Origin of the sequence: Escherichia sp. GZ89 (genome assembly GCF_019366485.1) — a bacterium.
GTDB classification, from domain to species: Bacteria; Pseudomonadota; Gammaproteobacteria; order Enterobacterales; family Enterobacteriaceae; genus Escherichia; species Escherichia fergusonii.
The window spans coordinates 1-25972 of the sequence record NZ_JAEOHX010000014.1 but is presented as its reverse complement, the minus strand read 5'-3'; the positions used below and the strand labels follow the sequence as shown (position 1 = coordinate 25972).

Below are 25972 nucleotides of genomic sequence, written 5' to 3'. Positions count from 1 at the left end.
GTTTGCCTCCGCTGAGAATTAGCCGTTCAGACCTAAACGCTCACCCTGATAGCTGCCGTCCTGCACCTGCTTCCACCAGCTTTCATTAGCCAGATACCACTGCACTGTTTTACGCATTCCACTTTCAAAGGTTTCCTGCGGCAGCCAGCCAAGTTCACGGGCAATTTTCGAAGCATCAATGGCATAGCGTAGGTCATGCCCTGGACGGTCAGCGACAAAGGTAATCAGATCGCGATAGTGCGCCACACCGTGCGGTTTATTCGGGGCCAGTTCTTCCAGCAGCTCGCAGATGGTTTCCACAACCTCGAGATTCTTACGCTCGTTGTGACCACCAATATTATAGGTTTCACCGACTTTCCCGGTGGTCACCACGCAATACAGCGCACGGGCATGATCTTCAACATATAACCAGTCACGGATTTGCTGCCCGTTGCCATATACCGGCAGCGGTTTACCCGCCAGCGCGTTGAGGATCATCAGCGGGATCAGTTTTTCCGGAAAGTGGTAAGGACCGTAGTTATTAGAGCAGTTGGTAATCAACGTCGGTAGACCGTAGGTCCGCAGCCAGGCGCGCACCAGATGGTCGCTGCTGGCTTTTGAAGCAGAATAAGGGCTGCTCGGCGCATACGGCGTGGTTTCGGTGAAGAAATCATCTGTGGAATGCAGGTCACCGTATACTTCGTCGGTGGAGATATGATGAAAACGGAACGCCGATTTTTTGTCTTCTGCCTGCACATTCCAGTAAGCCCGCGCCGCTTCAAGCAGTGTATAAGTCCCGACAATGTTGGTTTCGATAAACGCTGCCGGGCCGTCAATAGAACGGTCAACATGGCTTTCAGCTGCCAGATGCATGACGCAGTCTGGCTGATGTTCTGTGAAAACACGAGCCAACTCTGCCCGATCGCAGATATCAACTTTCTCAAAGGCAAAGCGATCGCTTTGCGCAACCGGTGCCAGCGACATCAGGTTTCCGGCGTAGGTCAGCTTATCGACCACCACCACCGCATCGTTCGTCTCGTTGATGATATAACGCACCAGCGCCGAGCCAATAAACCCGGCACCGCCTGTTATCAGAATCTTTCTCATTAGCGCCAGACTCCTTTGGCATCGACGACATACTGCTGATGGACGTTGTCGCCATTGATAACTTTGAACTGACTATGATCGACCAACATCACCAGTACATCTGCCGTTGCCAGCGCCTCGTCAAGCTGCGCCAGAGTACAAAGCCCATTCAGTTTGTTCGGCAACTGGTGAATGTTAGGTTCAACAACCAGCGTTTCGCCGCTGTGCCACTGAGCGATCAATTCAGCGATTTCCATTGCCGGACTTTCGCGCAGGTCATCAATATTCGGTTTAAACGCCAGACCAAAACAGGCAATTTTCAGCTCACTGGCGCGTTTATCGGTAGCGGCCAGGCAGTCGGCAACCGCCGCTTTGATCTGATCAATCACCCAGAACGGTTTGTGATCGTTCACTTCACGCGCGGTACGGATAAGCCGCGCCTGCTGCGGATTCTGTGCCACGATAAACCACGGATCAACAGCGATGCAGTGACCACCCACGCCAGGGCCAGGTTGAAGAATATTGACGCGTGGGTGGCGATTCGCCAGGCGAATCAGTTCCCAGACGTTAATCCCCTGATCGGCGCAAATCAGCGACAGTTCGTTAGCAAAAGCGATATTCACATCGCGGAAGCTGTTCTCGGTGAGTTTACACATTTCCGCCGTCCGTGAGTTAGTGACGACACACTCACCTTCGAGGAAAATTTTGTACAGTTCGCTGGCACGGGCCGAACAAACCGGCGTCATACCACCAATCACGCGATCGTTTTTAATCAGCTCGACCATAACCTGGCCCGGTAACACGCGTTCCGGGCAGTAAGCAATGTTGACGTCCGCCTGCTCGCCCACTTGCTGTGGGAAAGTCAGGTCCGGACGCATCTCTGCTAACCATTCTGCCATCTTCTCGGTTGAACCCACCGGCGAGGTGGACTCAAGGATCACCAGCGCGCCTTTTTTCAGCACTGGCGCAATGGAGCGAGCAGCCGATTCAACGTAAGCCATATCAGGCTCATGATCGCCTTTAAACGGCGTGGGTACAGCAATCAGCCAGGCATCCGCTTCAACCGGCGTCGTGCTCGCTCGTAAAAAACCGCCTTCTACGGCAGTTTTTACTACGCTCGCCAAATCAGGCTCGACGATATGGATTTCGCCACGATTGATGGTATCAACCGCGTGTTGGTTGATATCAACACCAATCACCTGTTTTTGCCGTGAGGCAAACGCTGCCGCCGTTGGCAGCCCGATATAACCCAGTCCGATAACAGAAATGGTCGCAAAACTCATAGTGATATCCGATTATTTTTTAACGCTTCCAGAATGCGAGAGCATGCCTGACCATCACCATACGGGTTATGGGCACGGCTCATAGTTTGATATTCGTTTTCATCTTTTAAAAGACGCGTCACTTCCTCGACAATTCGCTGCTTATCCGTGCCTACCAGACGCACCGTACCTGCCGTCACCGCTTCCGGACGCTCGGTGGTATCGCGCATCACCAGCACCGGTTTCCCCAGCGAAGGCGCTTCCTCCTGAATGCCGCCTGAGTCAGTCAAAATCAGCCAGGCGTGGTTCATCAGCCAGACAAACGGTAAATACTCCTGAGGATCGATCAGAATGACATTTTTCACGTGCCCCAGAATGCGATTGACCGGCTCTCTGACGTTCGGGTTGAGATGCACCGGATAGACAATCTGGATGTCCTGGTGCGTGGTGGCGATGTCTGCCAGTGCATGGCAGATTTCTTCAAAACCACGACCAAAGCTCTCACGCCTGTGACCGGTCACCAGAATCATCTTTTTATCGGGGTCGATAAACGGATAATTTGCCGCCAGTTCTGAACGCAGCGTATCGCTGCTCATCACCTGGTCACGCACCCATAACAGTGCATCAATAACGGTATTACCGGTAATGAAGATTCGGCTGTCAGCAACGTTTTCACGCAGCAAGTTTTGCCGGGAAGTTTCGGTTGGAGAGAAGTGATACATCGCCAGATGCCCGGTCAATGTACGGTTAGCCTCTTCCGGCCACGGCGAATAGAGATCGCCCGTGCGCAGACCAGCCTCAACGTGACCAACAGGAATACGCTGATAAAACGCTGCCAGGCTGGTTGCCAGCGTCGTCGTCGTATCACCGTGAACCAGCACGACGTCTGGTTTGAATTCGGCAAGAATTGGTTTTAGCCCTTCCAGAATCCGACAGGTTATCTCTGTCAGGCCCTGTCCTGGCTGCATTATGTTGAGATCGTAGTCAGGTACAATGGAAAAGAGTTTCAGCACCTGATCGAGCATCTCCCGATGCTGCGCAGTGACGCAAACTTTAGCCTCAAAAAAAGGATCTTTTGCCAACGCATGCACCAACGGCGCCATCTTGATGGCTTCCGGGCGCGTACCAAATACAGTCAGTACTTTCACATCGATTCTCTTCGAATAAGCGGCGAGCGCCTTTGCGCTCACCGCAGCAGTGTTGCTATTTCGAGCAACGGCGGGTTAATGCGACACCAGCCCCGATCAGACCCCCGACAATGCCCCACATAATCATCAGGAAGGCACGACGTGGGCTATCGCGTTTTACCGGTTCTTCCGGCGTACGCAAATAGCGATAGGTCTGAAAACGCGGATCCAGGGTTGGACCAACATTCAGGGTGTTTAACATGGCCCGATTCTGATCATAGTCGAGATCAAAGGCCGGACCGACGGCCTGTAAATTTTCCAGTCGCGCCTGGAGCATCGGACGACCCAGTAAAAATAACTCAGAATCAGGCAGTTCCTCCGCTGGCACATCTGTCGCACTGCGAGAGATGTTATGCTGCTCGGCAATTTTCAGCGCCTGTTCAATACTGTTCAACCGGCGGTCGTAGATGGCTTTCGCCACCTCTTCCTGACGCTTCACCTGAGCTTTCATCTGGATGGTGCGCGCCGCCCATGCGCCTTTCAGCTCATCATTCAGATGGCTGGCTGCACGCTGGCTGGCAAAAGCAACATACTGACGTAACAGGTTATTAGCGTCAGGCGCAGTTTCGGCAATCAGCTTAACGCTGTCGTTGACCGCGCGAGTGAAGTCACCGGGAATAAACACGATATTGTTGATCATTTCATCCAGCAACGCCGCATCGGCTTTGCTGTTCCCGACCATCCGCTGTTTGTAATAATCTGTCTGCAACCAGAAATCGCGGCGGGTATCCCACGAGGCCAGTTGCATAACAAACTCTTTATAGGCTTCGTCCATGACCGAAGGTTGGTCGACAGAAGCCATGTTTGAACGGACGTCGAGATTACGCAAAAATTGCTGCTGCGAGTAGTATCCCCCCAGCATATTCACTGTTGGACGATCAGTAATCGCCGTCGCGCTCCACTCCTGTCGAGCAAAAAAAGTATAAGCCAGCGCGATTAACGCAAACGCCAGCCCCATGCCAATAATCCACAGCTTCCCAGCCCACAAGGTACGAAACAACCCACGAATATCCAGTTCATTTTCAGCATTTTCGGCTGGTTTCCCAGGCATTGGTTGCGTCATTACATCCTCATTTATTTGGTTAAATTGGGGCTGCCACCACGATTTCTACGCAGTCTGCGTTTTACGCGCTTAATAAAGCGAGCAACTTTCCAGGCACGCTTAATGCAATATCCATAGAGGAAGAATGCTAGCAAAAAGAGCACCAGCATGACCCATTCCGGGACAAAATGAGAGTATTCTGCCAGCACGCCAATAGAAGCGAGCAGTGCTGCGGCAAGGGTAATCAGCACAAATGCCTGGCGGGAAGTAAACCCGGCACGCATGATCAAATGGTGAATATGCTGACGGTCAGGAGAGAATGGGCTCATGCCTTTACGCAGGCGACGGTACATAATCGCCACCATATCCATTAGCGGAATGGCGATAATCCATAATGCAGTAACCGGGCTTATTGGGTGCGTTTTTCCCTGAGTCGTTTCCAGCAGGATCCAGATAACGGTAAAACCAATCAGCGTACTGCCCGCATCACCCATAAAGACTTTGTAGCGGCGACCCAGGATACCAAGGTTAAGCATGATGTATGGCAGAATGGCGGCGATCATCGCAAAGCACCAGATTGCGAGGCTGGTTTGCCCGTCGAACCACAAAATCATCCCGATTGCTGCAAACGAGACGCAGGATAACCCGCCCAGCAAGCCATCAATGCCATCGACCATGTTGAACGCATTAATTGCCGCCCAGACGGCAAATAGCGTCAGGAAGTAACCAAACGGTCCGAGCACCATCTCCCAGGAGCCAAAGATATAACCCAGACTACTGAGATAAAGTTTGCCGAACACCATCATAACAATGCCAACAGCGGCCTGTATGGTGGCACGGATTTTTACGCTGATATCAAAACGGTCATCCAGCGCGCCAATGAACACAAGCACACCGGCACAAGCGAGATAGAGAGATGCATGCGGAATATAGTAATCGACGATTCCGAACGTGAAGCAAATCCCTGCGTAAACCGAAATCCCCCCAACGAGAGGTATCAATCCCTGGTGACGTTTGCGGAAGTTTGGTTTATCCACTAAACCGACTTTTTTTGCCACCTTACGGGCAAAAAACAGAAACAGTGTCGTGAATAAAAAAATACTGATGAGATCAGTACTCACTGTCAGTAAATTCACAATGCATGCTCTCAGAGAAAAATATTAGCAGAAGTATAACCACGAAGGCCTTTATTCAGAAGGGAAACTCTGCTCTGAACCCACCGACCTTGTCCAAAAAACAACCACGTGATTCGTGTTATGCGCAATAAACAAACATAACTCGTATTTGTTATAACGCCGTTAAGATTACAGATATAAAAGTAAAACGCCACGTAAATACGTGGCGTTTTTGGCATAAAACAAATTTATGAGCGTTTCATCATCTCGAAGAAATCGTCATTGGTCTTGGTCATTGCCAGTTTATTAATGAGGAATTCCATTGCATCGATTTCGCCCATCGGGTGAATGATTTTGCGCAGGATCCACATTTTCTGCAGTTCTTCCTGAGTAGTGAGCAGCTCTTCTTTACGGGTACCGGAACGGTTGTAGTCGATAGCCGGGAAGACGCGTTTTTCAGCGATCTTACGAGAGAGGTGCAGTTCCATGTTGCCTGTACCTTTAAACTCTTCGTAGATAACTTCGTCCATCTTGGAACCGGTATCGATAAGCGCGGTAGCGATGATGGTCAGGCTGCCGCCCTCTTCCACATTACGCGCCGCCCCGAAGAAGCGTTTCGGGCGATGCAGGGCGTTGGCATCCACACCACCGGTCAGCACTTTACCTGACGCCGGAACAACGGTGTTATAAGCGCGCGCAAGACGAGTGATGGAGTCGAGCAGAATGATAACGTCTTTCTTGTGCTCAACCAGGCGTTTCGCCTTCTCGATCACCATTTCCGCAACCTGAACGTGGCGAGAAGCGGGTTCGTCAAAGGTAGAAGCAACAACTTCACCTTTTACCAGACGCTGCATCTCGGTTACCTCTTCCGGACGTTCGTCAATCAGCAGAACCATCAGCACACAATCCGGGTGGTTGTAAGCAATGCTCTGGGCAATGTTCTGCAGCAGCATGGTTTTACCGGCTTTCGGCGGTGCCACAATCAGACCACGCTGACCACGACCGATAGGTGATGCCAGATCCAGTACGCGAGCGGTTAAATCTTCAGTAGAACCGTTGCCACGTTCCATGCGCAGACGAGAGTTTGCGTGCAGCGGGGTTAAGTTCTCAAAGAGGATTTTGTTGCGGGCGTTTTCAGGTTTGTCGAAGTTAACTTCGTTAACTTTCAGCAGCGCAAAATAGCGTTCACCTTCTTTCGGCGGGCGAATCTTACCAGAGATGGTATCACCAGTGCGGAGGTTGAAACGGCGGATTTGGCTAGGGGAAACGTAGATGTCATCAGGACCGGCGAGGTAGGAGCTGTCTGCGGAACGGAGGAAACCAAATCCATCCTGCAATATCTCCAGTACGCCATCACCAAAGATATCTTCGCCACTCTTTGCGTGCTGCTTCAGGATGGCAAAAATAATGTCCTGCTTACGCATACGAGCCAGGTTTTCCAGCCCCATATTTTCGCCGAGAGTGATCAGCTCAGAAACCGGCGTATTCTTTAATTCGGTAAGATTCATAATGGTGTGAGTTCTTAAACTTGGGGTAAATCTCGAACTTAATGTTGTGAATGGTATGGCAGGATCATCCATGCCTGTTTACGGTCATCATCTCATGTCTTTTCGCTGCCTGGTCACAGGAGAGTACGCAGAACTGAAACGACAAGACGGATTGAGTGACAAACCAGAAATCTGTTCACTTCGCATTAGATAAAACGGGAAGCGTTGGATATTACAAGATTCAAACTTAATAAGGTAAGTTTAATACGAAGTCAACATTAACTTAGCATGGCTCACGCCGGGCGTCCAGTTTTTAGCGACGGGGCACCCGAACATGAAATTCCCTTACGCCAGGTTAGCGTCGAGGAACTCTTTCAACTGACCTTTAGACAGTGCGCCCACTTTGGTTGCCGCCACTTCACCGTTTTTGAACAGCAGCAGAGTCGGGATACCACGGATGCCATATTTCGGCGCAGTGCCAGGATTTTGATCGATGTTCAGTTTTGCAACGGTCAGTTTACCCTGATATTCGTCAGCGATTTCATCCAGAATCGGGGCGATCATTTTGCACGGACCGCACCACTCTGCCCAGAAATCAACGAGGATCGCCCCGTCCGCTTTGAGTACATCCGTGTCAAAACTGTCGTCAGTCAGGTGAATAATTTTATCGCTCATATATAACTCCACAGGAATAAGCCTGGCGTGTTGGTTTCGTTGTTGGTGTAACATTAACCAACTAAAGGTTGACTTTATTTCACCGGATACGCTTTCGTAAAGCAATAGTAAGCTGATATTCTACCACACTATGAGCAAAACACATTTAACAGAACAGAAGTTTTCCGACTTCGCCCTGCATCCGAAGGTTGTAGAAGCCCTTGAAAAAAAAGGGTTTCATAACTGTACGCCCATTCAGGCACTGGCCCTTCCGCTGACGCTGGCGGGTCGTGACGTAGCCGGGCAGGCGCAAACCGGTACCGGGAAAACGATGGCGTTTCTTACGTCAACGTTTCATTATCTTCTCTCTCATCCCGCGATTGCCGATCGCAAGGTGAATCAGCCGCGTGCCTTAATTATGGCACCGACGCGTGAACTTGCCGTGCAGATCCACGCCGATGCGGAGCCACTGGCGCAAGCTACCGGCCTGAAGCTGGGTCTGGCTTACGGTGGTGATGGCTACGACAAACAGCTGAAAGTGCTGGAAAGCGGCGTTGACATTCTGATTGGCACCACGGGTCGTTTAATTGACTACGCCAAGCAGAACCACATTAACCTCGGTGCCATTCAAGTGGTGGTACTGGACGAAGCCGATCGCATGTACGATCTGGGCTTTATTAAAGATATCCGCTGGCTGTTCCGCCGTATGCCGCCTGCAAACCAGCGCCTCAACATGCTGTTCTCCGCCACGCTTTCGTACCGGGTACGCGAACTGGCATTCGAGCAGATGAACAATGCCGAATATATTGAAGTGGAACCGGAACAGAAAACGGGCCACCGTATAAAAGAAGAGCTTTTCTACCCTTCTAACGAAGAAAAAATGCGTTTGCTGCAAACGCTGATTGAAGAAGAATGGCCAGACCGAGCGATTATTTTCGCCAACACCAAACATCGTTGTGAAGAGATCTGGGGCCACCTGGCAGCAGATGGTCATCGTGTCGGTTTGTTGACAGGCGATGTCGCGCAGAAAAAACGTCTGCGTATCCTTGATGAATTTACCCGTGGCGATCTGGATATTCTGGTTGCCACCGACGTTGCTGCGCGTGGTTTGCACATCCCTGCGGTGACGCACGTCTTTAACTACGATTTACCCGATGACTGTGAAGATTACGTTCACCGTATTGGTCGTACAGGTCGCGCAGGCGCAAGCGGTCACTCTATCAGCCTAGCCTGTGAAGAGTATGCATTGAATTTGCCTGCTATTGAGACCTATATTGGTCACTCAATTCCGGTAAGCAAATACAATCCGGACGCATTGATGACCGATCTGCCAAAACCGCTGCGCCTCACGCGCCCGCGCACAGGCAATGGTCCGCGTCGTACTGGCGCTCCGCGTAATCGTCGTCGTTCAGGTTAAATAAAAAATGTCATACTCAAAATCATTCAAACTGTATCAAGATGGCAAGAGAATGAATCCCGATGAGCTTACTGTAGTAAGTGATTCAGGTGAAAGAATGCAGCCAACGCAGAGACAGATTGAAGGATGAAGAGTATGAGTTCCACCTCGTCGCTTTATGCCGCTATTGATCTCGGTTCGAATAGTTTTCATATGCTGGTTGTGCGCGAGGTGGCTGGTAGCATCCAGACGCTGACGCGAATTAAACGCAAAGTGCGTCTGGCTGCGGGCCTGAACAGCGAAAATGCCCTGTCTAATGAAGCAATGGAGCGCGGTTGGCAATGTTTGCGCCTGTTTGCTGAACGTCTGCAAGATATCCCTCCCTCGCAAATTCGCGTTGTCGCCACGGCGACATTGCGCCTTGCCGTCAATGCCGGTGATTTTATCGCCAAAGCACAGGAAATCCTCGGTTGTCCGGTACAAGTGATCAGCGGTGAAGAAGAAGCTCGCCTGATTTATCAGGGCGTTGCTCACACCACTGGCGGTGCCGATCAGCGCCTGGTGGTGGATATCGGCGGCGCCAGTACTGAACTGGTAACCGGCACGGGCGCACAAACCACCTCGTTGTTCAGCCTGTCGATGGGCTGCGTCACCTGGCTGGAACGCTATTTTGCCGATCGTAATCTGGGGCAGGAAAACTTTGTCGCTGCCGAACAAGCCGCGCGCGAAGTGTTACGTCCGGTTGCCGATGAATTGCGGTATCACGGCTGGAAAGTATGCGTTGGTGCTTCCGGCACTGTGCAGGCCTTACAAGAAATCATGATGGCACAGGGGATGGATGAACGCATTACCCTGGAAAAGTTGCAGCAACTGAAACAGCGCGCCATTCATTGTGGTCGACTGGAGGAACTGGAGATCGACGGACTGACGCTGGAACGCGCGTTAGTATTCCCGAGTGGTCTGGCGATCCTGATAGCCATTTTTACCGAACTGAATATTCAGTGTATGACCCTGGCTGGCGGTGCACTGCGTGAAGGCCTGGTCTACGGCATGTTGCATCTGGCCGTCGAGCAGGATATTCGCAGCCGTACGCTGCGTAATATTCAACGCCGCTTTATGATCGATATTGATCAGGCTCAGCGAGTAGCCAAAGTTGCGGCTAATTTCTTCGATCAGGTGGAAAACGAATGGCATCTTGAAGCGATTAGCCGTGATTTGCTCATCAGCGCCTGTCAGCTTCATGAAATAGGTCTGAGCGTTGATTTCAAACAAGCGCCGCAACATGCTGCTTATCTGGTGCGTAATCTGGATCTTCCCGGTTTTACGCCTGCACAGAAAAAATTACTGGCGACGCTACTACTCAACCAGACGAACCCAATAGATCTCTCCTCGTTGCATCAGCAAAATGCCGTACCGCCGCGCGTCGCGGAACAACTCTGCCGTTTACTACGCCTGGCCATCATTTTTGCCAGCCGTCGCCGTGACGATCTCGTGCCAGAGATGACATTAAAGGCCAACCATGAACTGTTGACCTTGACGCTTCCGCAAGGTTGGCTAACCCAACATCCGCTGGGTAAAGAGATTATTGATCAGGAAAGCCAGTGGCAAAGCTATGTTCACTGGCCGTTGGAAGTACATTAAAGAGTAATATGCCAGATGCGATGCTCGCGTATCTTACCCGGCCTTGATTATTTCCCTCGTTTTGCTGCCATCATCGCCTTCAGATTTGCCAGATGGTTTTGGCCTTTCTGCATTCGTTCTTCGGCGCTGACCACTTTGCGCTCCTGTTCCCAAATCAAATCATCCTGCGGCAGCTCCAGCAGGAAGCGGCTTGGCTCCGGGCGCACCAGTTCGCCGTACTGACGGCGTTCTTTACACAGCGTAAAGGTCAATTCCTTCTGGGCGCGGGTAATGCCGACATAGGCCAGCCGCCGCTCCTCATCGATATTGTCTTCATCGATGCTGCTCTGGTGGGGTAAAAATCCTTCTTCCATACCGACCATGTAGACATAAGGAAACTCCAATCCTTTTGACGCGTGCAGAGTCATCAGTTGTACCTGATCCAGCTCTTCCTCGCTCTCGCCGCGCTCCATCATGTCTCGCAGAGTAAAGCGCGTCACCACCTGAGTGAGCGTCATCGGCTCATCCAGTTCACTGCCTTCCAGCATCTCCGTCATCCAGCTAAACAGTTGGTTGACGTTCTTCATGCGCATTTCGGCAGCTTTCGGGCTGGGCGATGTTTCATACAGCCAGGATTCATAATCCATGCCGTGGATCAGATCGCGTACTGCGGCAATCGGTTCCCGCTCCGCCAGGCGCTGGATTTCCGCTAGCCAGTGAGTGAAGCGGGTCAATGCTTCATAACCACGTCCACTAAGCGTCTGACTCAGGCCCATATCAAAACTGGCGGTAAACATACTTTTATTGCGCGTCATCGCCCACTCGCCCAGCTTTTTCAGCGTAGCCGGACCAATCTCTCGCTTCGGCGTGTTAACGATACGCAGGAACGCACTATCATCGTCCGGGTTAGTCAGCACACGCAGATAAGCCAGCAAATCCTTGATTTCAGGACGGGAGAAAAACGACGTACCACCAGATATTTTGTACGGGATGCGGTTTTGCATCAGGAATTTTTCAAACACCCGCGACTGATGGTTACCGCGATAAAGAATGGCGTAATCTTTGTACTGCGTTTTATTGACGAAGTGATGGGCGATCAGTTCACCGGTAACGCGCTCGGCCTCATGTTCCTCGTTATTCGCGCTTAAAACTTTTAGCTCTGTGCCGTAACCCAGTTCAGAAAAAAGACGCTTTTCAAAGACGTGCGGGTTATTGGCGATCAGGATATTCGCCGCTTTCAGAATACGTCCGGAAGAGCGGTAGTTCTGCTCGAGTTTAATCACCTTCAACGCCGGGAAATCCTGGCTCAACAGCACCAGGTTTTGCGGACGTGCGCCACGCCAGGAGTAGATCGACTGGTCGTCATCGCCAACTACGGTAAAGCGCGCGCGGCTGCCCACCAGCAGTTTCACCAGCTCATACTGACTGGTGTTGGTGTCCTGATACTCATCCACCAGCAGATAGCGAATTTTGTTCTGCCAGCGTTCGCGAACTTCTTCATTGCGCTGCAACAGCAGCGTCGGCAATAAAATCAGATCGTCGAAGTCGAGAACGTTGCACGCTTTCAGGTGCGCATCATACAGCCCATAACAATGGGCAAAAATACGATCACGCTCGCCCTTTGCCTCTGCCGCCGCCTGCGCTGGAGTTTTGAGATCGTTCTTCCAGTTAGAGATGGTCGAAATCAGTTGTTGCAGGAGAACTTTGTCATCTTCTATCAGCCCCTCGGTCAACTCTTTAAGCAAAGCAAGCTGATCGGTATCGTCAAACAACGAGAAGTTCGCTTTCATCCCAAGCGCCGCATACTCACGCTTGATGATATCCAGCCCCAGCGTGTGGAAGGTGGAAATCATCAGCCCACGCGCCTCTTTGCGACCCAGCGTCTGCCCGACACGCTCTTTCATCTCGCGCGCCGCCTTATTGGTAAAGGTCACCGCCGCGATATGTCGCGCCTGATAACCGCAACCGCGGATCAGATGGGCGATTTTATTGGTGATAACACGAGTTTTACCGGAACCCGCGCCCGCCAGCACCAGGCAGGGGCCGGTAACGAATTCGACAGCTTGTTGTTGGCCGGGGTTTAGACGCATAGGAAAATCGCTCAATGAAAGTCGGGAGGGGAAAATAACAGCGTGGTAGTATAGCCAGCCTCATCCTTACCACTCAAGGCACGATCATGGCAAAAACAGCAGCAGCACTGCATATCCTTGTAAAAGAAGAGAAACTGGCTCTGGATCTTCTCGAGCAGATTAAGAATGGTGCCGATTTCGGCAAGCTGGCGAAGAAACACTCCATTTGCCCGTCAGGGAAGCGCGGCGGTGATTTAGGTGAATTCCGCCAGGGTCAGATGGTTCCGGCGTTCGATAAAGTGGTTTTCTCTTGTCCGGTACTGGAGCCGACTGGCCCGCTGCATACCCAGTTCGGTTACCACATCATTAAGGTGCTGTACCGTAACTAACAGCAAGGCCTTCTCCAGGAGAAGGCCTTGAACTCTGAATCTCTATTAACCCGCAACAGCAATGCGTTTCATATCTGTCATATAGCCGCGCAGTTTCTTACCTACTTGCTCAATCGCATGGCTGCGAATCGCTTCGTTCACATCACGCAACTGCGCGTTATCCACTGCACCTTCCGGAATAGCTTTACCCAGGTCGCCCGGTTGCAGCTCTGCCATAAATGGTTTCAGCAACGGCACACAAGCGTAAGAGAACAGATAGTTACCATACTCGGCGGTATCAGAGATAACCACGTTCATTTCGTACAGACGCTTACGGGCGATGGTGTTGGCAATCAGCGGCAGTTCGTGCAGTGATTCATAGTAAGCAGATTCTTCGATGATGCCGGAATCAACCATGGTTTCAAACGCCAGCTCAACGCCTGCTTTTACCATCGCGATCATCAGTACGCCTTTATCAAAGTACTCCTGCTCGCCGATTTTGCCTTCATACTGCGGCGCGGTTTCGAACGCGGTTTTGCCGGTTTCTTCACGCCAGGTCAGCAGTTTCTTATCGTCGTTGGCCCAGTCAGCCATCATGCCGGAGGAGAATTCGCCGGAAATGATGTCGTCCATATGTTTCTGGAACAGCGGTGCCATGATCTCTTTCAGTTGTTCAGACAGCGCATAAGCACGCAGTTTCGCCGGGTTAGAGAGACGGTCCATCATCAGGGTGATGCCGCCCTGCTTCAGGGCTTCGGTGATGGTTTCCCAACCGAACTGAATCAGTTTTTCTGCATATGCCGGGTCGGTGCCTTCTTCCACCAGCTTGTCGAAGCACAGCAGAGAGCCAGCCTGCAACATACCGCACAGAATGGTTTGCTCGCCCATCAGGTCAGATTTCACTTCCGCAACAAAGGACGATTCCAGCACGCCAGCACGGTGACCACCAGTTGCTGCCGCCCATGCTTTAGCGATCGCCATGCCTTCGCCTTTCGGATCGTTTTCCGGGTGAACGGCAATCAGTGTCGGTACACCGAATCCACGTTTGTACTCTTCACGCACTTCGGTGCCAGGGCATTTCGGCGCAACCATTACTACGGTGATGTCTTTACGGATCTGCTCGCCCACTTCGACGATGTTGAAACCATGCGAGTAACCCAGCGCCGCACCGTCTTTCATCAGTGGCTGTACGGTGCGCACCACGTCGGAGTGCTGCTTGTCCGGCGTCAGGTTAACCACCAGATCTGCCTGCGGGATCAGTTCTTCGTAAGTACCCACTTTAAAACCGTTTTCGGTCGCTTTACGCCATGATGCGCGCTTCTCGGTAATCGCTTCTTTACGCAGAGCGTAGGAGATATCCAGACCAGAATCACGCATGTTCAGGCCCTGGTTCAGACCCTGTGCACCACAGCCGACGATGACCACTTTTTTACCCTGAAGGTAGCTCGCGCCATCGGCGAATTCGTCGCGGCCCATAAAGCGACATTTGCCCAGCTGTGCCAATTGCTTGCGCAGGTTCAGTGTATTGAAGTAGTTAGCCATGGTGATTCCTCGTGATGTTGTGCTTCTTATTGTTCGGTTCGCGTTTGCGAGATTGAATTCACTATATGACAGGAAATTTATTGCGGAAATTGATATATTCACAACGTCACATTGCAATTTTTGCAACGTCAACATTGAGGGCTGCGCCATTGGATTTACGCGATCTGAAAACCTTCCTGCATCTGGCGGAAAGCCGCCATTTTGGCCGTAGCGCGCGGGCGATGCACGTTAGTCCATCCACGCTCTCACGGCAGATTCAGCGCCTGGAAGAAGATCTCGGTCAGCCGCTGTTTGTGCGCGATAACCGCACGGTAACGCTGACGGAAGCGGGCGAAGAACTGCGCGTTTTCGCCCAGCAAACACTGTTGCAGTATCAGCAGCTGCGCCACACCATCGACCAGCAAGGGCCGTCCCTCTCTGGCGAATTACATATCTTCTGCTCGGTGACCGCTGCCTACAGCCATCTGCCGCCGATTCTGGATCGCTTCCGCGCGGAACACCCGTCGGTGGAGATTAAACTCACTACTGGTGATGCGGCGGACGCAATGGAAAAAGTTGTAACGGGCGAAGCGGATCTGGCGATTGCCGGGAAACCGGAGACGCTGCCCGGTGCGGTGGCATTTTCGATGCTGGAGAATCTGGCAGTGGTGCTGATCGCGCCTGCGCTGCCTTGCCCGGTACGTAATCAGGTTTCGGTAGAGAAGCCGGACTGGTCGACGATTCCCTTCATCATGGCCGATCAAGGACCAGTACGCCGCCGCATTGAACTGTGGTTCCGACGCAATAAAATCAGTAATCCGATGATTTACGCCACGGTTGGCGGGCATGAAGCGATGGTTTCGATGGTGGCGCTCGGCTGCGGCGTGGCATTGTTGCCAGAAGTGGTGCTGGAAAACAGCCCGGAACCGGTGCGTAACCGCGTGATGATTCTGGAGCGTAGCGATGAGAAAACGCCGTTTGAACTGGGCGTGTGTGCACAAAAAAAGCGGCTGCATGAGCCGCTGATTGAGGCTTTCTGGAAGATTTTACCGAACCATTAACCCGCCAAAAAGAACCTGAACGCCGGGTTATTGGTTTCGTCGTGGCAATCGTAGCCCAGCTCATTCAGCCGGGTTTCGAAATCCGGTTCATGATCGCCAAGCTCGAACGCCGCCAGTACGCGCCCGTAGTCGGTGCCGTGGCTGCGATAATGGAACAGAGAGATGTTCCAGTGCGTGCCCAGCGTATTGAGGAAGCGCAGCAGCGCGCCCGGTGATTCCGGGAATTCGAAGCTGTAGAGGCGTTCCTGCAACGGATGCGATGGACGCCCGCCAACCATATAGCGCACGTGTAGCTTCGCCATTTCGTCGTCGGAGAGATCAACCACGCTGTAGCCGCCATCGTTGAGCATCTGCAAAATTTCTTTGCGCTCTTCGAGGCCGCGGCTTAAGCGCACGCCGACAAAGATGCAGGCGTTTTTGGCATCGGCAAAGCGGTAGTTGAACTCGGTGACCGAGCGCCCGCCAAGCAGTTGGCAGAACTTCAGGAAGCTGCCCTTCTCTTCCGGGATAGTCACCGCCAGCAACGCTTCACGCTGTTCACCCAGTTCGCAGCGTTCCGAGACGTAGCGCAGGCCGTGGAAGTTCACGTTAGCACCGGAAAGAATATGCGCCAGCCGTTCACCGCGAATGTTGTGCTGAGCGATATATTTTTTCATCCCTGCCAGTGCCAGCGCGCCGGAGGGTTCCGCCACCGCGCGCACATCTTCGAATAAATCCTTCATCGCCGCACAGATAGCATCACTATCGACGGTGATGATGTCGTCGAGATACTCCTGGCACAAACGGAAGGTTTCGTCGCCAATGCGTTTTACCGCAACGCCTTCAGCAAACAGCCCCACGCGCGGCAAATCAACCGGATGACCCGCATCCAGCGCCGCTTTCAGGCAGGCAGAGTCTTCCGCTTCTACGGCGATCACTTTGATTTGCGGCATCAGTTGTTTGATCAACACCGCCACGCCCGCCGCCAGGCCGCCACCGCCGACCGGTACAAATACGCGGTCGAGATGGGCGTCCTGCTGGAGCAGTTCCAGTGCCAGCGTCCCTTGCCCGGCGATCACCATCGGATGATCGAATGGCGGCACCCACGTGAAGCCCTGCTGCTGTGACAGTTCGATCGCTTTCGCTTTTGCTTCGTCAAAGTTCGCGCCATGAAGCAACACTTCGCCGCCAAAGCCGCGTACCGCATCAACTTTGATATCGGCGGTGGCGGTTGGCATGACGATCAGCGCCTTCACGCCTAACCGTGCAGAAGAAAACGCGACGCCCTGCGCGTGGTTACCTGCAGAGGCGGTGATCACGCCGTGCGCTTTTTGTTCTTCCGTCAGGCCCGCCATCATGGCGTATGCACCGCGCAGCTTAAAGCTGTGTACCGGCTGGCGATCTTCGCGCTTCACCAGTATCACGTTATCAAGACGCGACGACAGCTTTTCCATTTTCTGTAGCGGCGTGACCTGCGCCGCTTCGTAGACCGGCGCGCGCAGCACCGCTCTTAAATATTCGGCACCTTCCGGGGCGCCGGACAGGGGTTGTGAGTCAGCCATCATTACCCCCCCAGTTTCGATTTATCGCGCACCGCGCCTTTGTCGGCGCTGGTTGCCAGGCTGGCGTAGGCACGCAGGGCAAAGGAAACCTGACGTTCACGTTTTTTCGGCGTCCAGGCTTTGTCACCCCGAGCTTCCTGCGCTTCACGACGCGCCGCCAGTTCGGCATCGCTTACCTGTAACTGAATGCCTCGGTTCGGAATGTCGATAGCGATCAGGTCACCATCTTCAATCAGGCCAATGCTGCCGCCGCTTGCCGCTTCCGGTGAGACGTGGCCGATGGAAAGACCAGAGGTGCCGCCAGAGAAACGACCGTCGGTGATCAGCGCACAGGCTTTGCCGAGACCCATTGATTTCAGGAAACTGGTTGGGTAGAGCATTTCCTGCATCCCCGGACCGCCTTTCGGGCCTTCATAGCGAATTACCACCACATCTCCGGCGACAACTTTACCGCCGAGAATCGCTTCTACCGCGTCGTCCTGGCTTTCGTATACTTTCGCCGGGCCGGTGAATTTGAGGATGCTGTCATCGACGCCTGCGGTTTTAACGATGCAGCCGTTTTCTGCGAAATTACCGTAGAGCACCGCCAGACCGCCGTCTTTGCTGTAGGCGTGTTCCAGCGAGCGGATACAGCCATTGGAGCGATCGTCGTCCAGCGTATCCCAGCGGCAATCCTGCGAGAATGCCTGTGTAGTACGAATGCCCGCAGGGCCAGCGCGGAACATATTTTTTACCGCATCATCCTGGGTCACGACGATGTCGTATTGTTCCAGTGTTTGCGGCAACGTCAGGCCAAGTACGTTTTTCACATCACGGTTCAGTAACCCCGCGCGATCCAGTTCGCCGAGAATACCGATAACACCACCAGCACGGTGAACATCTTCCATATGGTATTTCTGGGTGCTCGGCGCGACTTTACACAGCTGCGGTACTTTGCGGGAGAGCTTATCGATATCACTCATGGTGAAGTCGATTTCCGCTTCCTGTGCCGCCGCCAGCAGGTGAAGTACGGTGTTAGTCGATCCGCCCATCGCGATATCCAGCGTCATGGCGTTTTCAAACGCCGCCTTACTGGCGATGTTACGCGGCAGTGCGCTTTCATCATCCTGTTCGTAGTAACGTTTGGTCAATTCAACAATGCGTTTACCGGCATTGAGGAACAACTGCTTACGGTCAGCGTGGGTTGCCAGCAGCGAGCCGTTGCCCGGCTGCGACAGGCCCAGAGCTTCGGTCAGGCAGTTCATCGAGTTAGCGGTGAACATCCCGGAACACGATCCGCAGGTTGGACAGGCGGAACGTTCAACCTGATCGCTCTGGGAGTCAGAGACTTTCGGGTCTGCGCCCTGGATCATCGCATCAACCAGATCGAGCTTGATGATCTGATCGGACAGTTTGGTTTTCCCGGCCTCCATCGGGCCGCCGGAAACAAAGATCACCGGAATATTCAGGCGCAGGGAAGCCATCAGCATCCCCGGGGTGATTTTGTCGCAGTTAGAGATGCAGACCATGGCGTCGGCGCAGTGGGCATTGACCATATACTCAACGGAATCAGCGATCAGTTCGCGAGATGGCAGTGAATAAAGCATCCCCCCGTGGCCCATAGCGATCCCATCATCCACCGCAATGGTATTGAACTCTTTGGCAACGCCGCCAGCCGCTTCAATTTGTTCGGCGACCAGTTTACCGAGATCGCGCAGATGAACGTGACCCGGTACAAATTGGGTGAACGAGTTCACAACCGCGATAATCGGCTTACCGAAATCGGCGTCGGTCATTCCGGTGGCGCGCCACAGCGCACGAGCACCCGCCATATTACGACCATGAGTGGTGGTGGCGGAACGGTACTTAGGCATACTTTATTTACTCCCAGTGTCTGTCTCGTAAATGGGACGGTGCGTGCCGTCCCATTTTTTGTATTTATTGATTAACTTGATCTAACCAGCCCCATTTATCTTCGGTTTCACCAGTGAAGAGGCCGAAGAAGGCTTGCTGGATGCGTTTGGTAACCGGGCCACAACGGCCTTCGCCTACCTGGATACCATCTACACTGCGCACTGGCGTGATTTCAGCCGCTGTACCAGACATAAACACTTCATCCGCCAGGTACAGTGATTCGCGCGACAGCACCTGCTCACGCACTTCAATTCCCAGTTCTTTCGCCAGTTTGATGATGGCGTCACGGGTAATCCCCGGCAGCGCGGATGAGGTGAACGGTGGGGTAAACAGCACACCGTCTTTCACTTCAAACAGGTTTTCGCCCGCACCTTCAGAGATATAACCATTCACGTCCAGCGCGATACCTTCCTGATAACCGTGGCGGCGCGCTTCGCTACCCACCAGCAGAGAAGAGAGGTAGTTACCACCGGCTTTTGCCGCGGTTGGGATGGTGTTTGGCGCTGCGCGGTTCCAGGAGGAAACCATTGCATCGATCCCCTGCTCCAGCGCTTCTGCACCCAGATACGCTCCCCACGGGAAAGCGGCGATAATCACGTCGGTTGAGTATCCCGCTGGCGGGTTTACGCCCATGCCAACATCACCGACGAAGATCAGCGGACGGATATAGGCGCTGGTGAGATTGTTTTTGCGGATCACGTCACGACACGCTTCCATCAGCTCATCAATGCTCTGCGAAACCGGGAAGCGATAGATTTTGGCGGAGTCATGCAGACGCTGCATATGCTCACGATGGCGGAATACAACTGGTCCTTTGTGCGAATCATAGCAACGGATACCTTCAAAAACTGAGGTACCATAGTGCAGCGCGTGCGACATCACATGCACCTTCGCGTCTTCCCAGCGAACCATTTCCCCATTGAACCAAATGTAATCAGCTTTCTTCGTGGTCATTTTTATATTCCTTTTGCGCTCAGGCGCGGATTTGTTGTGATGTGGTTGTGCTCTGGCAGATGGCAACGTGTGCGACGTCCACCAGTTTATTTAACTGACTAAACAGTAAGTCGACCGACCGTGGGCTGGCAACGGTCAATTCGATATTTATATTTTGTGCATCGCTGGCGGCGGCCATATTCATTGAGCAGACGTGGAAACCACGATGACGCACCACGCGTAAAACACGTTCTAAGGTTTCCGGATTGAAGCGAGCCGATACATTGACCTGATGTTGCATCATGATAATTTCTCCAACATTTCTGAATTACTGGCACCAGGCGGCACCAGCGGCCAGACGTTCTCAAGTTCGTCGATTGAGACATGAAGCAGGTATGGCCCATCACTGTTCAGCATGGTGTCGAGTGCCGCTTCAACCTGGTCTTTACGGGTGATGTGTTGGCCAGGGATGCCGAAGGCGCTGGCTAACATGAGGAAATCGGGATTATCGGTAAGGGTGGTTTCGCTATATCGTTCCTGGAAAAACAGTTGCTGCCATTGTCGAACCATCCCTAACCGTTGGTTATCGAGTAAGACGATTTTCAACGGTAACTGCTTGCGTTTTACGGTGCCCAGCTCTTGCACATTCATCATGAAAGAGCCGTCACCGGAGATACAGACGACGGTATCGTTCGGTCGCGCAACTTGCGCACCAACCGCTGCCGGTAAACCAAACCCCATGGTGCCTAATCCGCTTGAAGTGATGAAATTTTCCGGGCGAGTGTGGACGATGTGCTGCGCGGCCCACATCTGGTGCTGCCCTACATCTGTGGTTACTACACAATCTGCAGGTTTACGATCCGACAGTTGTTTTAGCAACAACGGCGCGTAGATAGCATCACCAGGATGGTTGTAACGCCAGGCATGTTCATCACGCAGCTGCGCGCAGTGTTGCTGCCAGTCATTGATATTTAACGGCTGCTGTAACGCAGGCAACAGCGTGTTTAAATCGCCCTGTAATGCCACATGCGCCTGACGCAGCTTGTTCATTTCTGCCGGGTCGATATCCATATGGATAACACTGGCGTGTGGTGCGAAGGTGTTCAGTTTGCCAGTTACCCGGTCATCAAAACGTGCACCCACGGCGATCAACAAGTCACATTCCTGCACCGCAAAGTTCGCCGCTTTGGTGCCGTGCATCCCCAGCATGCCCAGATAGTACGGATAATCCGCATCAACTGCGCCAAGTCCTTTCAGCGTGCAGGTGGCAGGCATTTTTGTGGCAGCGAGAAATTCACGCAAAGCCGAAACTGCCTGCGCCATGCCCACGCCACCGCCAACGTACAGCATCGGTTTTTGCGCTTTTGCCAACATCTGGCGCGCTTGCTCGACTTCGGCATGTGGGAAAGTCACTTCGTTTTCAACGGTGGTGAACCAGGGTTCCAGATCGCCGCTGGCTAACTGGATATCTTTTGGGATATCGACCAAAACCGGACCGGGACGACCTGAGCTGGCAACTTCGAATGCTTCAGCCATGATGCGCGGCAACTCTTCCAGAGACTGTACGAGGAAGCTGTGTTTGGTACAGGCTAATGACAATCCCAGGACATCAACTTCCTGAAATGCGTCGGTGCCGATGAAGGGAGCGGACACCTGACCGGTGATGGCAACAACAGGGATGGAATCTAACAGCGCGTCCGCAAGCCCGGTTATCAGGTTGGTTGCGCCCGGACCAGACGTGGCGATACATACGCCAGTTTTGCCGGTAGCACGGGCATAACCGATAGCCGCCATTGCCGCGCCCTGCTCATGCCGGCACAGCAAGTGCTCCACGCCGCCGTCATACAATGCATCGTAAACCGGCATAATTGCGCCACCCGGATAACCGAAAACGATATTCACACCTTGTGCCCGCAACGCATGTACCACCCACTGTGCGCCATTCATAGTTAGTTCCCCGTCCTGAATCTTGAGAAACAGAATTTTGTGCTGTTATTCATTGTCTGCTCCTCGGTTATGTTTTTAAGGTCAAAAAAAACCCCCGGACCTTTCGGTGCGGGGGTCTTAGTTCGTTAAGGCTTGATCTCTAAGCCTTTCCTCGTCCAAGTGCAGCCCCGCACGGTGGGATAATAATCACCACCACGCTAATCACGACCAGGCTAATCACTCGTAGAAGGGCTGTCATTTTGTCTTTTCTTGCATCTTGTTCGAAGGAATACCTAAAGAGTTACCATAGAATTTGGGAATTGCACAAGATATTTTTTGGCCGATTTTTATGATGCCTTTAATAATTTCAATAGAAATTGTTGTTTTTTAATAAGAAAAAAGTGAGTGAAAAAAATTCAATTTCAGTATGAATGTTGTTCCCTTACTCGTAGTTCAGACTTTGTTCGCTGTATTTTTGCGAGCCTCATTCCACCGCCAGAATAACTCAACCTCACTTGCACAAATAAACAGGAATCAGCCACTAAAATTCACGAATTAGCGGGCTACAGCAGTGATATCTTATGCACATAATGGTGACTCAAGGAGGGCTTATGTCACTGTCAATTGTTCATACCCGCGCAGCCCTGGGAGTAAATGCGCCCCCAATCACTGTTGAGGTACATATCAGTAAAGGTCTACCCGGCTTAACGATGGTGGGCTTACCAGAAACAACGGTAAAAGAAGCTCGCGATCGCGTGCGCAGCGCCATTATCAATAGCGGATATGAATATCCGGCGAAAAAAATCACCATCAACCTTGCTCCAGCCGATCTGCCGAAAGAAGGGGGACGATATGATTTACCTATCGCCATTGCGTTGCTGGCGGCCTCAGAACAGCTTACAGCCAATAAGTTAGATGAATATGAATTAGTTGGAGAACTGGCGCTTACAGGCGCTCTGCGTGGCGTTCCCGGTGCAATCTCCAGTGCAACTGAAGCCATTAAGTCGGGCAGAAAAATTATCGTCGCGAAAGACAACGAAGATGAAGTGGGGCTAATTAATGGTGAAGGATGCCTGATAGCCGATCATCTGCAGGCTGTCTGTGCATTTCTGGAAGGTAAACATGCTCTCGAATGCCCGAAACCAACTGATGGTGTATCCCGGATATTACAACATGATCTCAGTGATGTTGTCGGTCAGGAGCAAGGAAAGCGAGGACTGGAAATTACCGCCGCAGGGGGGCACAACCTTTTACTGATTGGACCGCCGGGAACAGGTAAAACAATGCTCGCCAGCCGTATTAATGGCCTGTTGCCAGATTTAAGCAATGAAGAGGCTCTGGAAAGTGCTGCGATATTAAGTCTGGTAAATGCTGAATCAGTACAAAAACAATGGCGGCAACGCCCGTTCCGCTCACCACATCACAGTGCGTCGTTAACCGCGATGGTGGGCGGAGGCGCAATTCCTGGGCCAGGTGAAATTTCGCTGGCGCATAACGGCGTGCTTTTTCTTGATGAACTACCTGAATTTGAACGACGTACACTGGATGCCTTGCGGGAGCCGATTGAATCCGGGCAGATCCATCTTTCACGCACGCGGGCCAAAATAACCTACCCGGCCCGTTTCCAGCTTGTTGCGGCGATGAACCCCAGCCCTACTGGACATTATCAGGGAAACCATAACCGCTGCACACCAGAACAAACATTACGTTATCTCAATCGACTCTCTGGCCCCTTTCTCGACCGTTTCGATCTCTCGCTGGAGATCCCACTACCGCCACCCGGTATTTTGAGTAAAGCGGTTGTTCAGGGGGAAAACAGCGCCACCGTTAAACAACGCGTAATGGCCGCCAGAGAGCGCCAATTTAAGCGGCAGAATAAACTGAATGCCTGGCTGGATAGCCCGGAAATACGCCAATTCTGCAAGCTTGAGAGCGAAGACGCCCAGTGGCTGGAAGAAACGCTGCTTCATCTGGGGTTATCGATTCGTGCCTGGCAACGATTACTGAAGGTATCGAGAACTATTGCTGATATTGATCAGTCTGACGTCATCACACGCCAGCATTTACAGGAGGCAGTTAGCTATCGAGCTATCGATCGCTTGCTTATTCATTTACAAAAACTACTGACATAAAAAAAGGGCATTTCGCCCTTTTTATTAATCGTCGGAATCGGTGTAGTCTTCAGCACCTTCAACCTGCGGTTTACCACCGGAAAGAGTGTGAAAACGTTTTGGACACTTGATACGCGTCATATACTTGGACCACACGCGTTCTGCTTCTGTCACTGGCTCACGTTCGCCACGGCATACTGCTACGAAGAGTTTCTCTTCCTCGGTAACCGGCTCGCGTTTGCCGAGATCCAGCTCATTGAAGGCATAACCATGACGTTCAAGCAGTTGTGCCTCTTTGATGGTGAAATCACCATGACGAGAGAATCCACGTGGATAATGTTTATTGTCGAAATATCGATTAGTCGTCGTAAAGCTTTCCGCCATCCTGCACGCTCCTAATTCTTTGACCGAGCTAGTTATGGCGCGGAGTATTAGTTACGCTTGACAGAGTGTAAAACAAAACATTTAAATCATAACGACAAATAATTTTGCGGAGAGCACTGTGGATACGGAATTGTTAAAAACTTTCCTGGAAGTTAGCCGAACGCGTCACTTTGGTCGAGCGGCTGAATCGCTCTATCTGACCCAGTCAGCAGTGAGCTTTCGAATCAGACAACTGGAAAATCAACTGGGTGTGAACCTTTTCACCCGCCACAGAAACAATATCCGTTTAACCGCTGCCGGTGAAAAGCTACTGCCCTATGCAGAAACGCTCATGAGTACCTGGCAGGCCGCTCGTAAGGAGGTGGCGCATACCTCACGACATAATGAGTTTTCTATCGGTGCCAGCGCCTCGTTGTGGGAATGTATGCTTAATCAGTGGTTGGGACGCTTGTATCAAAACCAGGATACCCATACAGGTTTACAGTTCGAAGCGCGAATTGCCCAACGGCAGTCTCTGGTAAAACAGCTGCATGAACGCCAGCTTGATCTTCTTATTACTACTGAAGCACCCAAAATGGACGAATTTAGCAGTCAGTTGCTGGGGTATTTCACTTTAGCGCTTTATACCAGTGCACCTTCTAAACTAAAGGGAGATCTAAATTATCTGCGATTAGAGTGGGGGCCAGATTTTCAACAGCATGAGGCAGGTTTGATCGGTGCTGACGAAGTTCCCATTCTGACAACGAGTTCAGCTGAACTGGCACAGCAACAGATTGCGATGCTTAATGGTTGCACCTGGCTACCAGTCAGCTGGGCGCGTAAAAAAGGCGGCCTGCATACCGTTGTCGATAGCACAACACTTTCACGCCCGCTCTATGCCATATGGCTGCAAAATAGCGATAAACATGCGCTGATTCGCGATCTATTGAAAATTAACGTGCTGGATGAAGTGTATTAATCAGAATGACTGGCAAGGATGCTGGTGGAAAGATTTACTTCGGAGAGGGTTATTACAGACAAAAAAAATCCTTAGCTTTCGCTAAGGATGATTTCTGGCAGGGGCGGAGAGACTCGAACTCCCAACACCCGGTTTTGGAGACCGGTGCTCTACCAATTGAACTACGCCCCTAATTAGGGTGGCGGAACGGACGGGACTCGAACCCGCGACCCCCTGCGTGACAGGCAGGTATTCTAACCGACTGAACTACCGCTCCACCGAATTCTTTTACAACCACCGGTTTTATGACCGGCTTACTGCTAAATTTGATGCCTGGCAGTTCCCTACTCTCGCATGGGGAGACCCCACACTACCATCGGCGCTACGGCGTTTCACTTCT

General features: G+C 52.2%; 24 protein-coding genes and 2 tRNA genes. 6 read left to right on the top strand and 20 right to left on the bottom strand.

Going from position 1 to position 25972, the window contains the following annotated elements:
• Window positions 1-18 precede the first annotated feature (18 nt).
• From rffG to trxA, 8 genes are all read right to left on the bottom strand, one after another.
• Window positions 19-1086, bottom strand: a complete 1068-nt coding sequence (gene rffG, locus K0335_RS18590) for a dTDP-glucose 4,6-dehydratase (RefSeq protein WP_104920379.1) — start codon at window positions 1084-1086, stop codon at window positions 19-21.
• The gene (gene wecC, locus K0335_RS18585) at window positions 1086-2348 is read right to left on the bottom strand and encodes a UDP-N-acetyl-D-mannosamine dehydrogenase (RefSeq protein ID WP_219394001.1); all 1263 of its coding nucleotides are present in this window, start codon (window positions 2346-2348) and stop codon (window positions 1086-1088) included. Before wecC ends, rffG begins: the two co-directional genes overlap by 1 nt.
• Window positions 2345-3475 (bottom strand): non-hydrolyzing UDP-N-acetylglucosamine 2-epimerase, encoded by a 1131-nt coding sequence (wecB, locus tag K0335_RS18580; protein WP_000866672.1) that lies wholly within the window; start codon window positions 3473-3475, stop codon window positions 2345-2347. Before wecB ends, wecC begins: the two co-directional genes overlap by 4 nt.
• A gap of 55 nt (window positions 3476-3530) precedes the next feature.
• Window positions 3531-4577, bottom strand: coding sequence for an ECA polysaccharide chain length modulation protein (wzzE, locus tag K0335_RS18575; RefSeq protein WP_000193463.1), 1047 nt, complete (start codon window positions 4575-4577; stop codon window positions 3531-3533).
• A gap of 11 nt (window positions 4578-4588) precedes the next feature.
• Window positions 4589-5692 (bottom strand): UDP-N-acetylglucosamine--undecaprenyl-phosphate N-acetylglucosaminephosphotransferase, encoded by a 1104-nt coding sequence (gene wecA / locus K0335_RS18570; protein ID WP_001050960.1) that lies wholly within the window; start codon window positions 5690-5692, stop codon window positions 4589-4591.
• Window positions 5693-5919: 227 nt separating this feature from the next.
• Window positions 5920-7179: a transcription termination factor Rho gene (gene rho, locus K0335_RS18565; RefSeq protein ID WP_001054527.1), complete on the bottom strand. Its 1260-nt coding sequence runs from the start codon at window positions 7177-7179 to the stop codon at window positions 5920-5922.
• An 87-nt stretch (window positions 7180-7266) separates the two neighbouring features.
• Window positions 7267-7365, bottom strand: coding sequence for a rho operon leader peptide RhoL (rhoL, locus tag K0335_RS18560; protein ID WP_032243086.1), 99 nt, complete (start codon window positions 7363-7365; stop codon window positions 7267-7269).
• Between the two features lie 138 nt (window positions 7366-7503).
• Window positions 7504-7833, bottom strand: coding sequence for a thioredoxin TrxA (gene trxA, locus K0335_RS18555; protein ID WP_001280776.1), 330 nt, complete (start codon window positions 7831-7833; stop codon window positions 7504-7506).
• Window positions 7834-7963: 130 nt separating this feature from the next.
• Between trxA and rhlB the strand changes: the two genes are divergently transcribed.
• Together rhlB and gppA are read left to right on the top strand one after the other, a co-directional pair.
• Window positions 7964-9229 carry an ATP-dependent RNA helicase RhlB gene (gene rhlB / locus K0335_RS18550; protein WP_000047508.1) on the top strand — a complete coding sequence of 422 codons (1266 nt, stop codon included), beginning with the start codon at window positions 7964-7966 and terminating at the stop codon, window positions 9227-9229.
• Between the two features lie 135 nt (window positions 9230-9364).
• Window positions 9365-10849, top strand: a complete 1485-nt coding sequence (gene gppA, locus K0335_RS18545; RefSeq protein WP_104918334.1) for a guanosine-5'-triphosphate,3'-diphosphate diphosphatase — start codon at window positions 9365-9367, stop codon at window positions 10847-10849.
• 47 nt (window positions 10850-10896) lie between these two features.
• Here the strand turns inward: gppA and rep are convergent, their stop codons facing one another.
• The gene (gene rep, locus K0335_RS18540; RefSeq protein WP_104920381.1) at window positions 10897-12918 is read right to left on the bottom strand and encodes a DNA helicase Rep; all 2022 of its coding nucleotides are present in this window, start codon (window positions 12916-12918) and stop codon (window positions 10897-10899) included.
• An 86-nt stretch (window positions 12919-13004) separates the two neighbouring features.
• Here rep and ppiC point away from each other — a divergent pair, with 86 nt between their 5' ends.
• Window positions 13005-13286 carry a peptidylprolyl isomerase PpiC gene (ppiC, locus tag K0335_RS18535; protein WP_001140251.1) on the top strand — a complete coding sequence of 94 codons (282 nt, stop codon included), beginning with the start codon at window positions 13005-13007 and terminating at the stop codon, window positions 13284-13286.
• A 45-nt stretch (window positions 13287-13331) separates the two neighbouring features.
• Here the strand turns inward: ppiC and ilvC are convergent, their stop codons facing one another.
• The gene (gene ilvC / locus K0335_RS18530) at window positions 13332-14807 is read right to left on the bottom strand and encodes a ketol-acid reductoisomerase (protein WP_104920382.1); all 1476 of its coding nucleotides are present in this window, start codon (window positions 14805-14807) and stop codon (window positions 13332-13334) included.
• Between the two features lie 149 nt (window positions 14808-14956).
• Here ilvC and ilvY point away from each other — a divergent pair, with 149 nt between their 5' ends.
• Window positions 14957-15847 carry an HTH-type transcriptional activator IlvY gene (gene ilvY / locus K0335_RS18525; RefSeq protein WP_000365780.1) on the top strand — a complete coding sequence of 297 codons (891 nt, stop codon included), beginning with the start codon at window positions 14957-14959 and terminating at the stop codon, window positions 15845-15847.
• On the opposite strand, the gene ilvA is transcribed toward ilvY, so the two are convergent.
• From ilvA to ilvL, 7 genes are all read right to left on the bottom strand, one after another.
• The gene (gene ilvA / locus K0335_RS18520; RefSeq protein ID WP_000785599.1) at window positions 15844-17388 is read right to left on the bottom strand and encodes a threonine ammonia-lyase, biosynthetic; all 1545 of its coding nucleotides are present in this window, start codon (window positions 17386-17388) and stop codon (window positions 15844-15846) included. The genes ilvY and ilvA overlap by 4 nt on opposite strands.
• A 2-nt stretch (window positions 17389-17390) precedes the next feature.
• Window positions 17391-19241 (bottom strand): dihydroxy-acid dehydratase, encoded by a 1851-nt coding sequence (gene ilvD, locus K0335_RS18515; protein WP_001127375.1) that lies wholly within the window; start codon window positions 19239-19241, stop codon window positions 17391-17393.
• 64 nt (window positions 19242-19305) lie between these two features.
• Entirely contained in the window at window positions 19306-20235 is a 930-nt protein-coding gene (ilvE, locus tag K0335_RS18510; protein ID WP_000208520.1) for a branched-chain-amino-acid transaminase, read from the bottom strand.
• A 19-nt stretch (window positions 20236-20254) separates the two neighbouring features.
• On the bottom strand, window positions 20255-20518 hold the full coding sequence (gene ilvM / locus K0335_RS18505) for an acetolactate synthase 2 small subunit (RefSeq protein ID WP_000983255.1): 264 nt from the start codon (window positions 20516-20518) through the stop codon (window positions 20255-20257).
• Window positions 20515-22161, bottom strand: coding sequence for an acetolactate synthase 2 catalytic subunit (gene ilvG, locus K0335_RS18500; RefSeq protein WP_104920383.1), 1647 nt, complete (start codon window positions 22159-22161; stop codon window positions 20515-20517). The genes ilvM and ilvG overlap by 4 nt, the downstream gene beginning before the upstream one ends.
• 2 nt (window positions 22162-22163) lie before the next feature.
• Window positions 22164-22214 carry a peptide IlvX gene (ilvX, locus tag K0335_RS18495; RefSeq protein WP_001387183.1) on the bottom strand — a complete coding sequence of 17 codons (51 nt, stop codon included), beginning with the start codon at window positions 22212-22214 and terminating at the stop codon, window positions 22164-22166.
• A gap of 86 nt (window positions 22215-22300) precedes the next feature.
• Entirely contained in the window at window positions 22301-22399 is a 99-nt protein-coding gene (gene ilvL, locus K0335_RS18490; protein WP_001311244.1) for an ilv operon leader peptide, read from the bottom strand.
• Window positions 22400-22751: 352 nt separating this feature from the next.
• On the opposite strand from ilvL, the gene K0335_RS18485 reads away from it, so the two are divergent.
• Window positions 22752-24272, top strand: coding sequence for a YifB family Mg chelatase-like AAA ATPase (locus tag K0335_RS18485; RefSeq protein ID WP_104920384.1), 1521 nt, complete (start codon window positions 22752-22754; stop codon window positions 24270-24272).
• A 24-nt stretch (window positions 24273-24296) separates the two neighbouring features.
• Here the strand turns inward: K0335_RS18485 and maoP are convergent, their stop codons facing one another.
• Window positions 24297-24635, bottom strand: a complete 339-nt coding sequence (gene maoP / locus K0335_RS18480; RefSeq protein ID WP_213720670.1) for a DUF413 domain-containing protein — start codon at window positions 24633-24635, stop codon at window positions 24297-24299.
• 118 nt (window positions 24636-24753) lie between these two features.
• Here maoP and hdfR point away from each other — a divergent pair, with 118 nt between their 5' ends.
• Window positions 24754-25593 (top strand): HTH-type transcriptional regulator HdfR, encoded by an 840-nt coding sequence (gene hdfR, locus K0335_RS18475; protein WP_000379253.1) that lies wholly within the window; start codon window positions 24754-24756, stop codon window positions 25591-25593.
• Between the two features lie 95 nt (window positions 25594-25688).
• Here hdfR and K0335_RS18470 read toward each other — a convergent pair.
• Both K0335_RS18470 and K0335_RS18465 read right to left on the bottom strand, forming a co-directional pair.
• A tRNA-Trp gene (locus K0335_RS18470) sits at window positions 25689-25764 on the bottom strand.
• A gap of 8 nt (window positions 25765-25772) precedes the next feature.
• Window positions 25773-25849 (bottom strand) — tRNA-Asp (locus tag K0335_RS18465).
• Window positions 25850-25972 lie beyond the last annotated feature (123 nt).

What these genes read in the sequence shown, in the direction of transcription:
- rffG (WP_104920379.1), bottom strand. Translation starts at nt 1,086, where the DNA reads ATGAGAAAGATTCTGATAACAGGCGGTGCCGGGTTTATTGGCTCGGCG.
- rho (WP_001054527.1), bottom strand. Translation starts at nt 7,179, where the DNA reads ATGAATCTTACCGAATTAAAGAATACGCCGGTTTCTGAGCTGATCACT.
- rhoL (WP_032243086.1), bottom strand. Translation starts at nt 7,365, where the DNA reads ATGCGAAGTGAACAGATTTCTGGTTTGTCACTCAATCCGTCTTGTCGT.
- ilvE (WP_000208520.1), bottom strand. Translation starts at nt 20,235, where the DNA reads ATGACCACGAAGAAAGCTGATTACATTTGGTTCAATGGGGAAATGGTT.
- maoP (WP_213720670.1), bottom strand. Translation starts at nt 24,635, where the DNA reads ATGGCGGAAAGCTTTACGACGACTAATCGATATTTCGACAATAAACAT.
- trxA (WP_001280776.1), bottom strand. Translation starts at nt 7,833, where the DNA reads ATGAGCGATAAAATTATTCACCTGACTGACGACAGTTTTGACACGGAT.
- wzzE (WP_000193463.1), bottom strand. Translation starts at nt 4,577, where the DNA reads ATGACGCAACCAATGCCTGGGAAACCAGCCGAAAATGCTGAAAATGAA.
- rep (WP_104920381.1), bottom strand. Translation starts at nt 12,918, where the DNA reads ATGCGTCTAAACCCCGGCCAACAACAAGCTGTCGAATTCGTTACCGGC.
- ilvD (WP_001127375.1), bottom strand. Translation starts at nt 19,241, where the DNA reads ATGCCTAAGTACCGTTCCGCCACCACCACTCATGGTCGTAATATGGCG.
- wecC (WP_219394001.1), bottom strand. Translation starts at nt 2,348, where the DNA reads ATGAGTTTTGCGACCATTTCTGTTATCGGACTGGGTTATATCGGGCTG.
- gppA (WP_104918334.1), top strand. Translation starts at nt 9,365, where the DNA reads ATGAGTTCCACCTCGTCGCTTTATGCCGCTATTGATCTCGGTTCGAAT.
- rhlB (WP_000047508.1), top strand. Translation starts at nt 7,964, where the DNA reads ATGAGCAAAACACATTTAACAGAACAGAAGTTTTCCGACTTCGCCCTG.
- K0335_RS18485 (WP_104920384.1), top strand. Translation starts at nt 22,752, where the DNA reads ATGTCACTGTCAATTGTTCATACCCGCGCAGCCCTGGGAGTAAATGCG.
- ilvM (WP_000983255.1), bottom strand. Translation starts at nt 20,518, where the DNA reads ATGATGCAACATCAGGTCAATGTATCGGCTCGCTTCAATCCGGAAACC.
- ilvC (WP_104920382.1), bottom strand. Translation starts at nt 14,807, where the DNA reads ATGGCTAACTACTTCAATACACTGAACCTGCGCAAGCAATTGGCACAG.
- ilvL (WP_001311244.1), bottom strand. Translation starts at nt 22,399, where the DNA reads ATGACAGCCCTTCTACGAGTGATTAGCCTGGTCGTGATTAGCGTGGTG.
- ppiC (WP_001140251.1), top strand. Translation starts at nt 13,005, where the DNA reads ATGGCAAAAACAGCAGCAGCACTGCATATCCTTGTAAAAGAAGAGAAA.
- ilvG (WP_104920383.1), bottom strand. Translation starts at nt 22,161, where the DNA reads ATGAATGGCGCACAGTGGGTGGTACATGCGTTGCGGGCACAAGGTGTG.
- ilvA (WP_000785599.1), bottom strand. Translation starts at nt 17,388, where the DNA reads ATGGCTGACTCACAACCCCTGTCCGGCGCCCCGGAAGGTGCCGAATAT.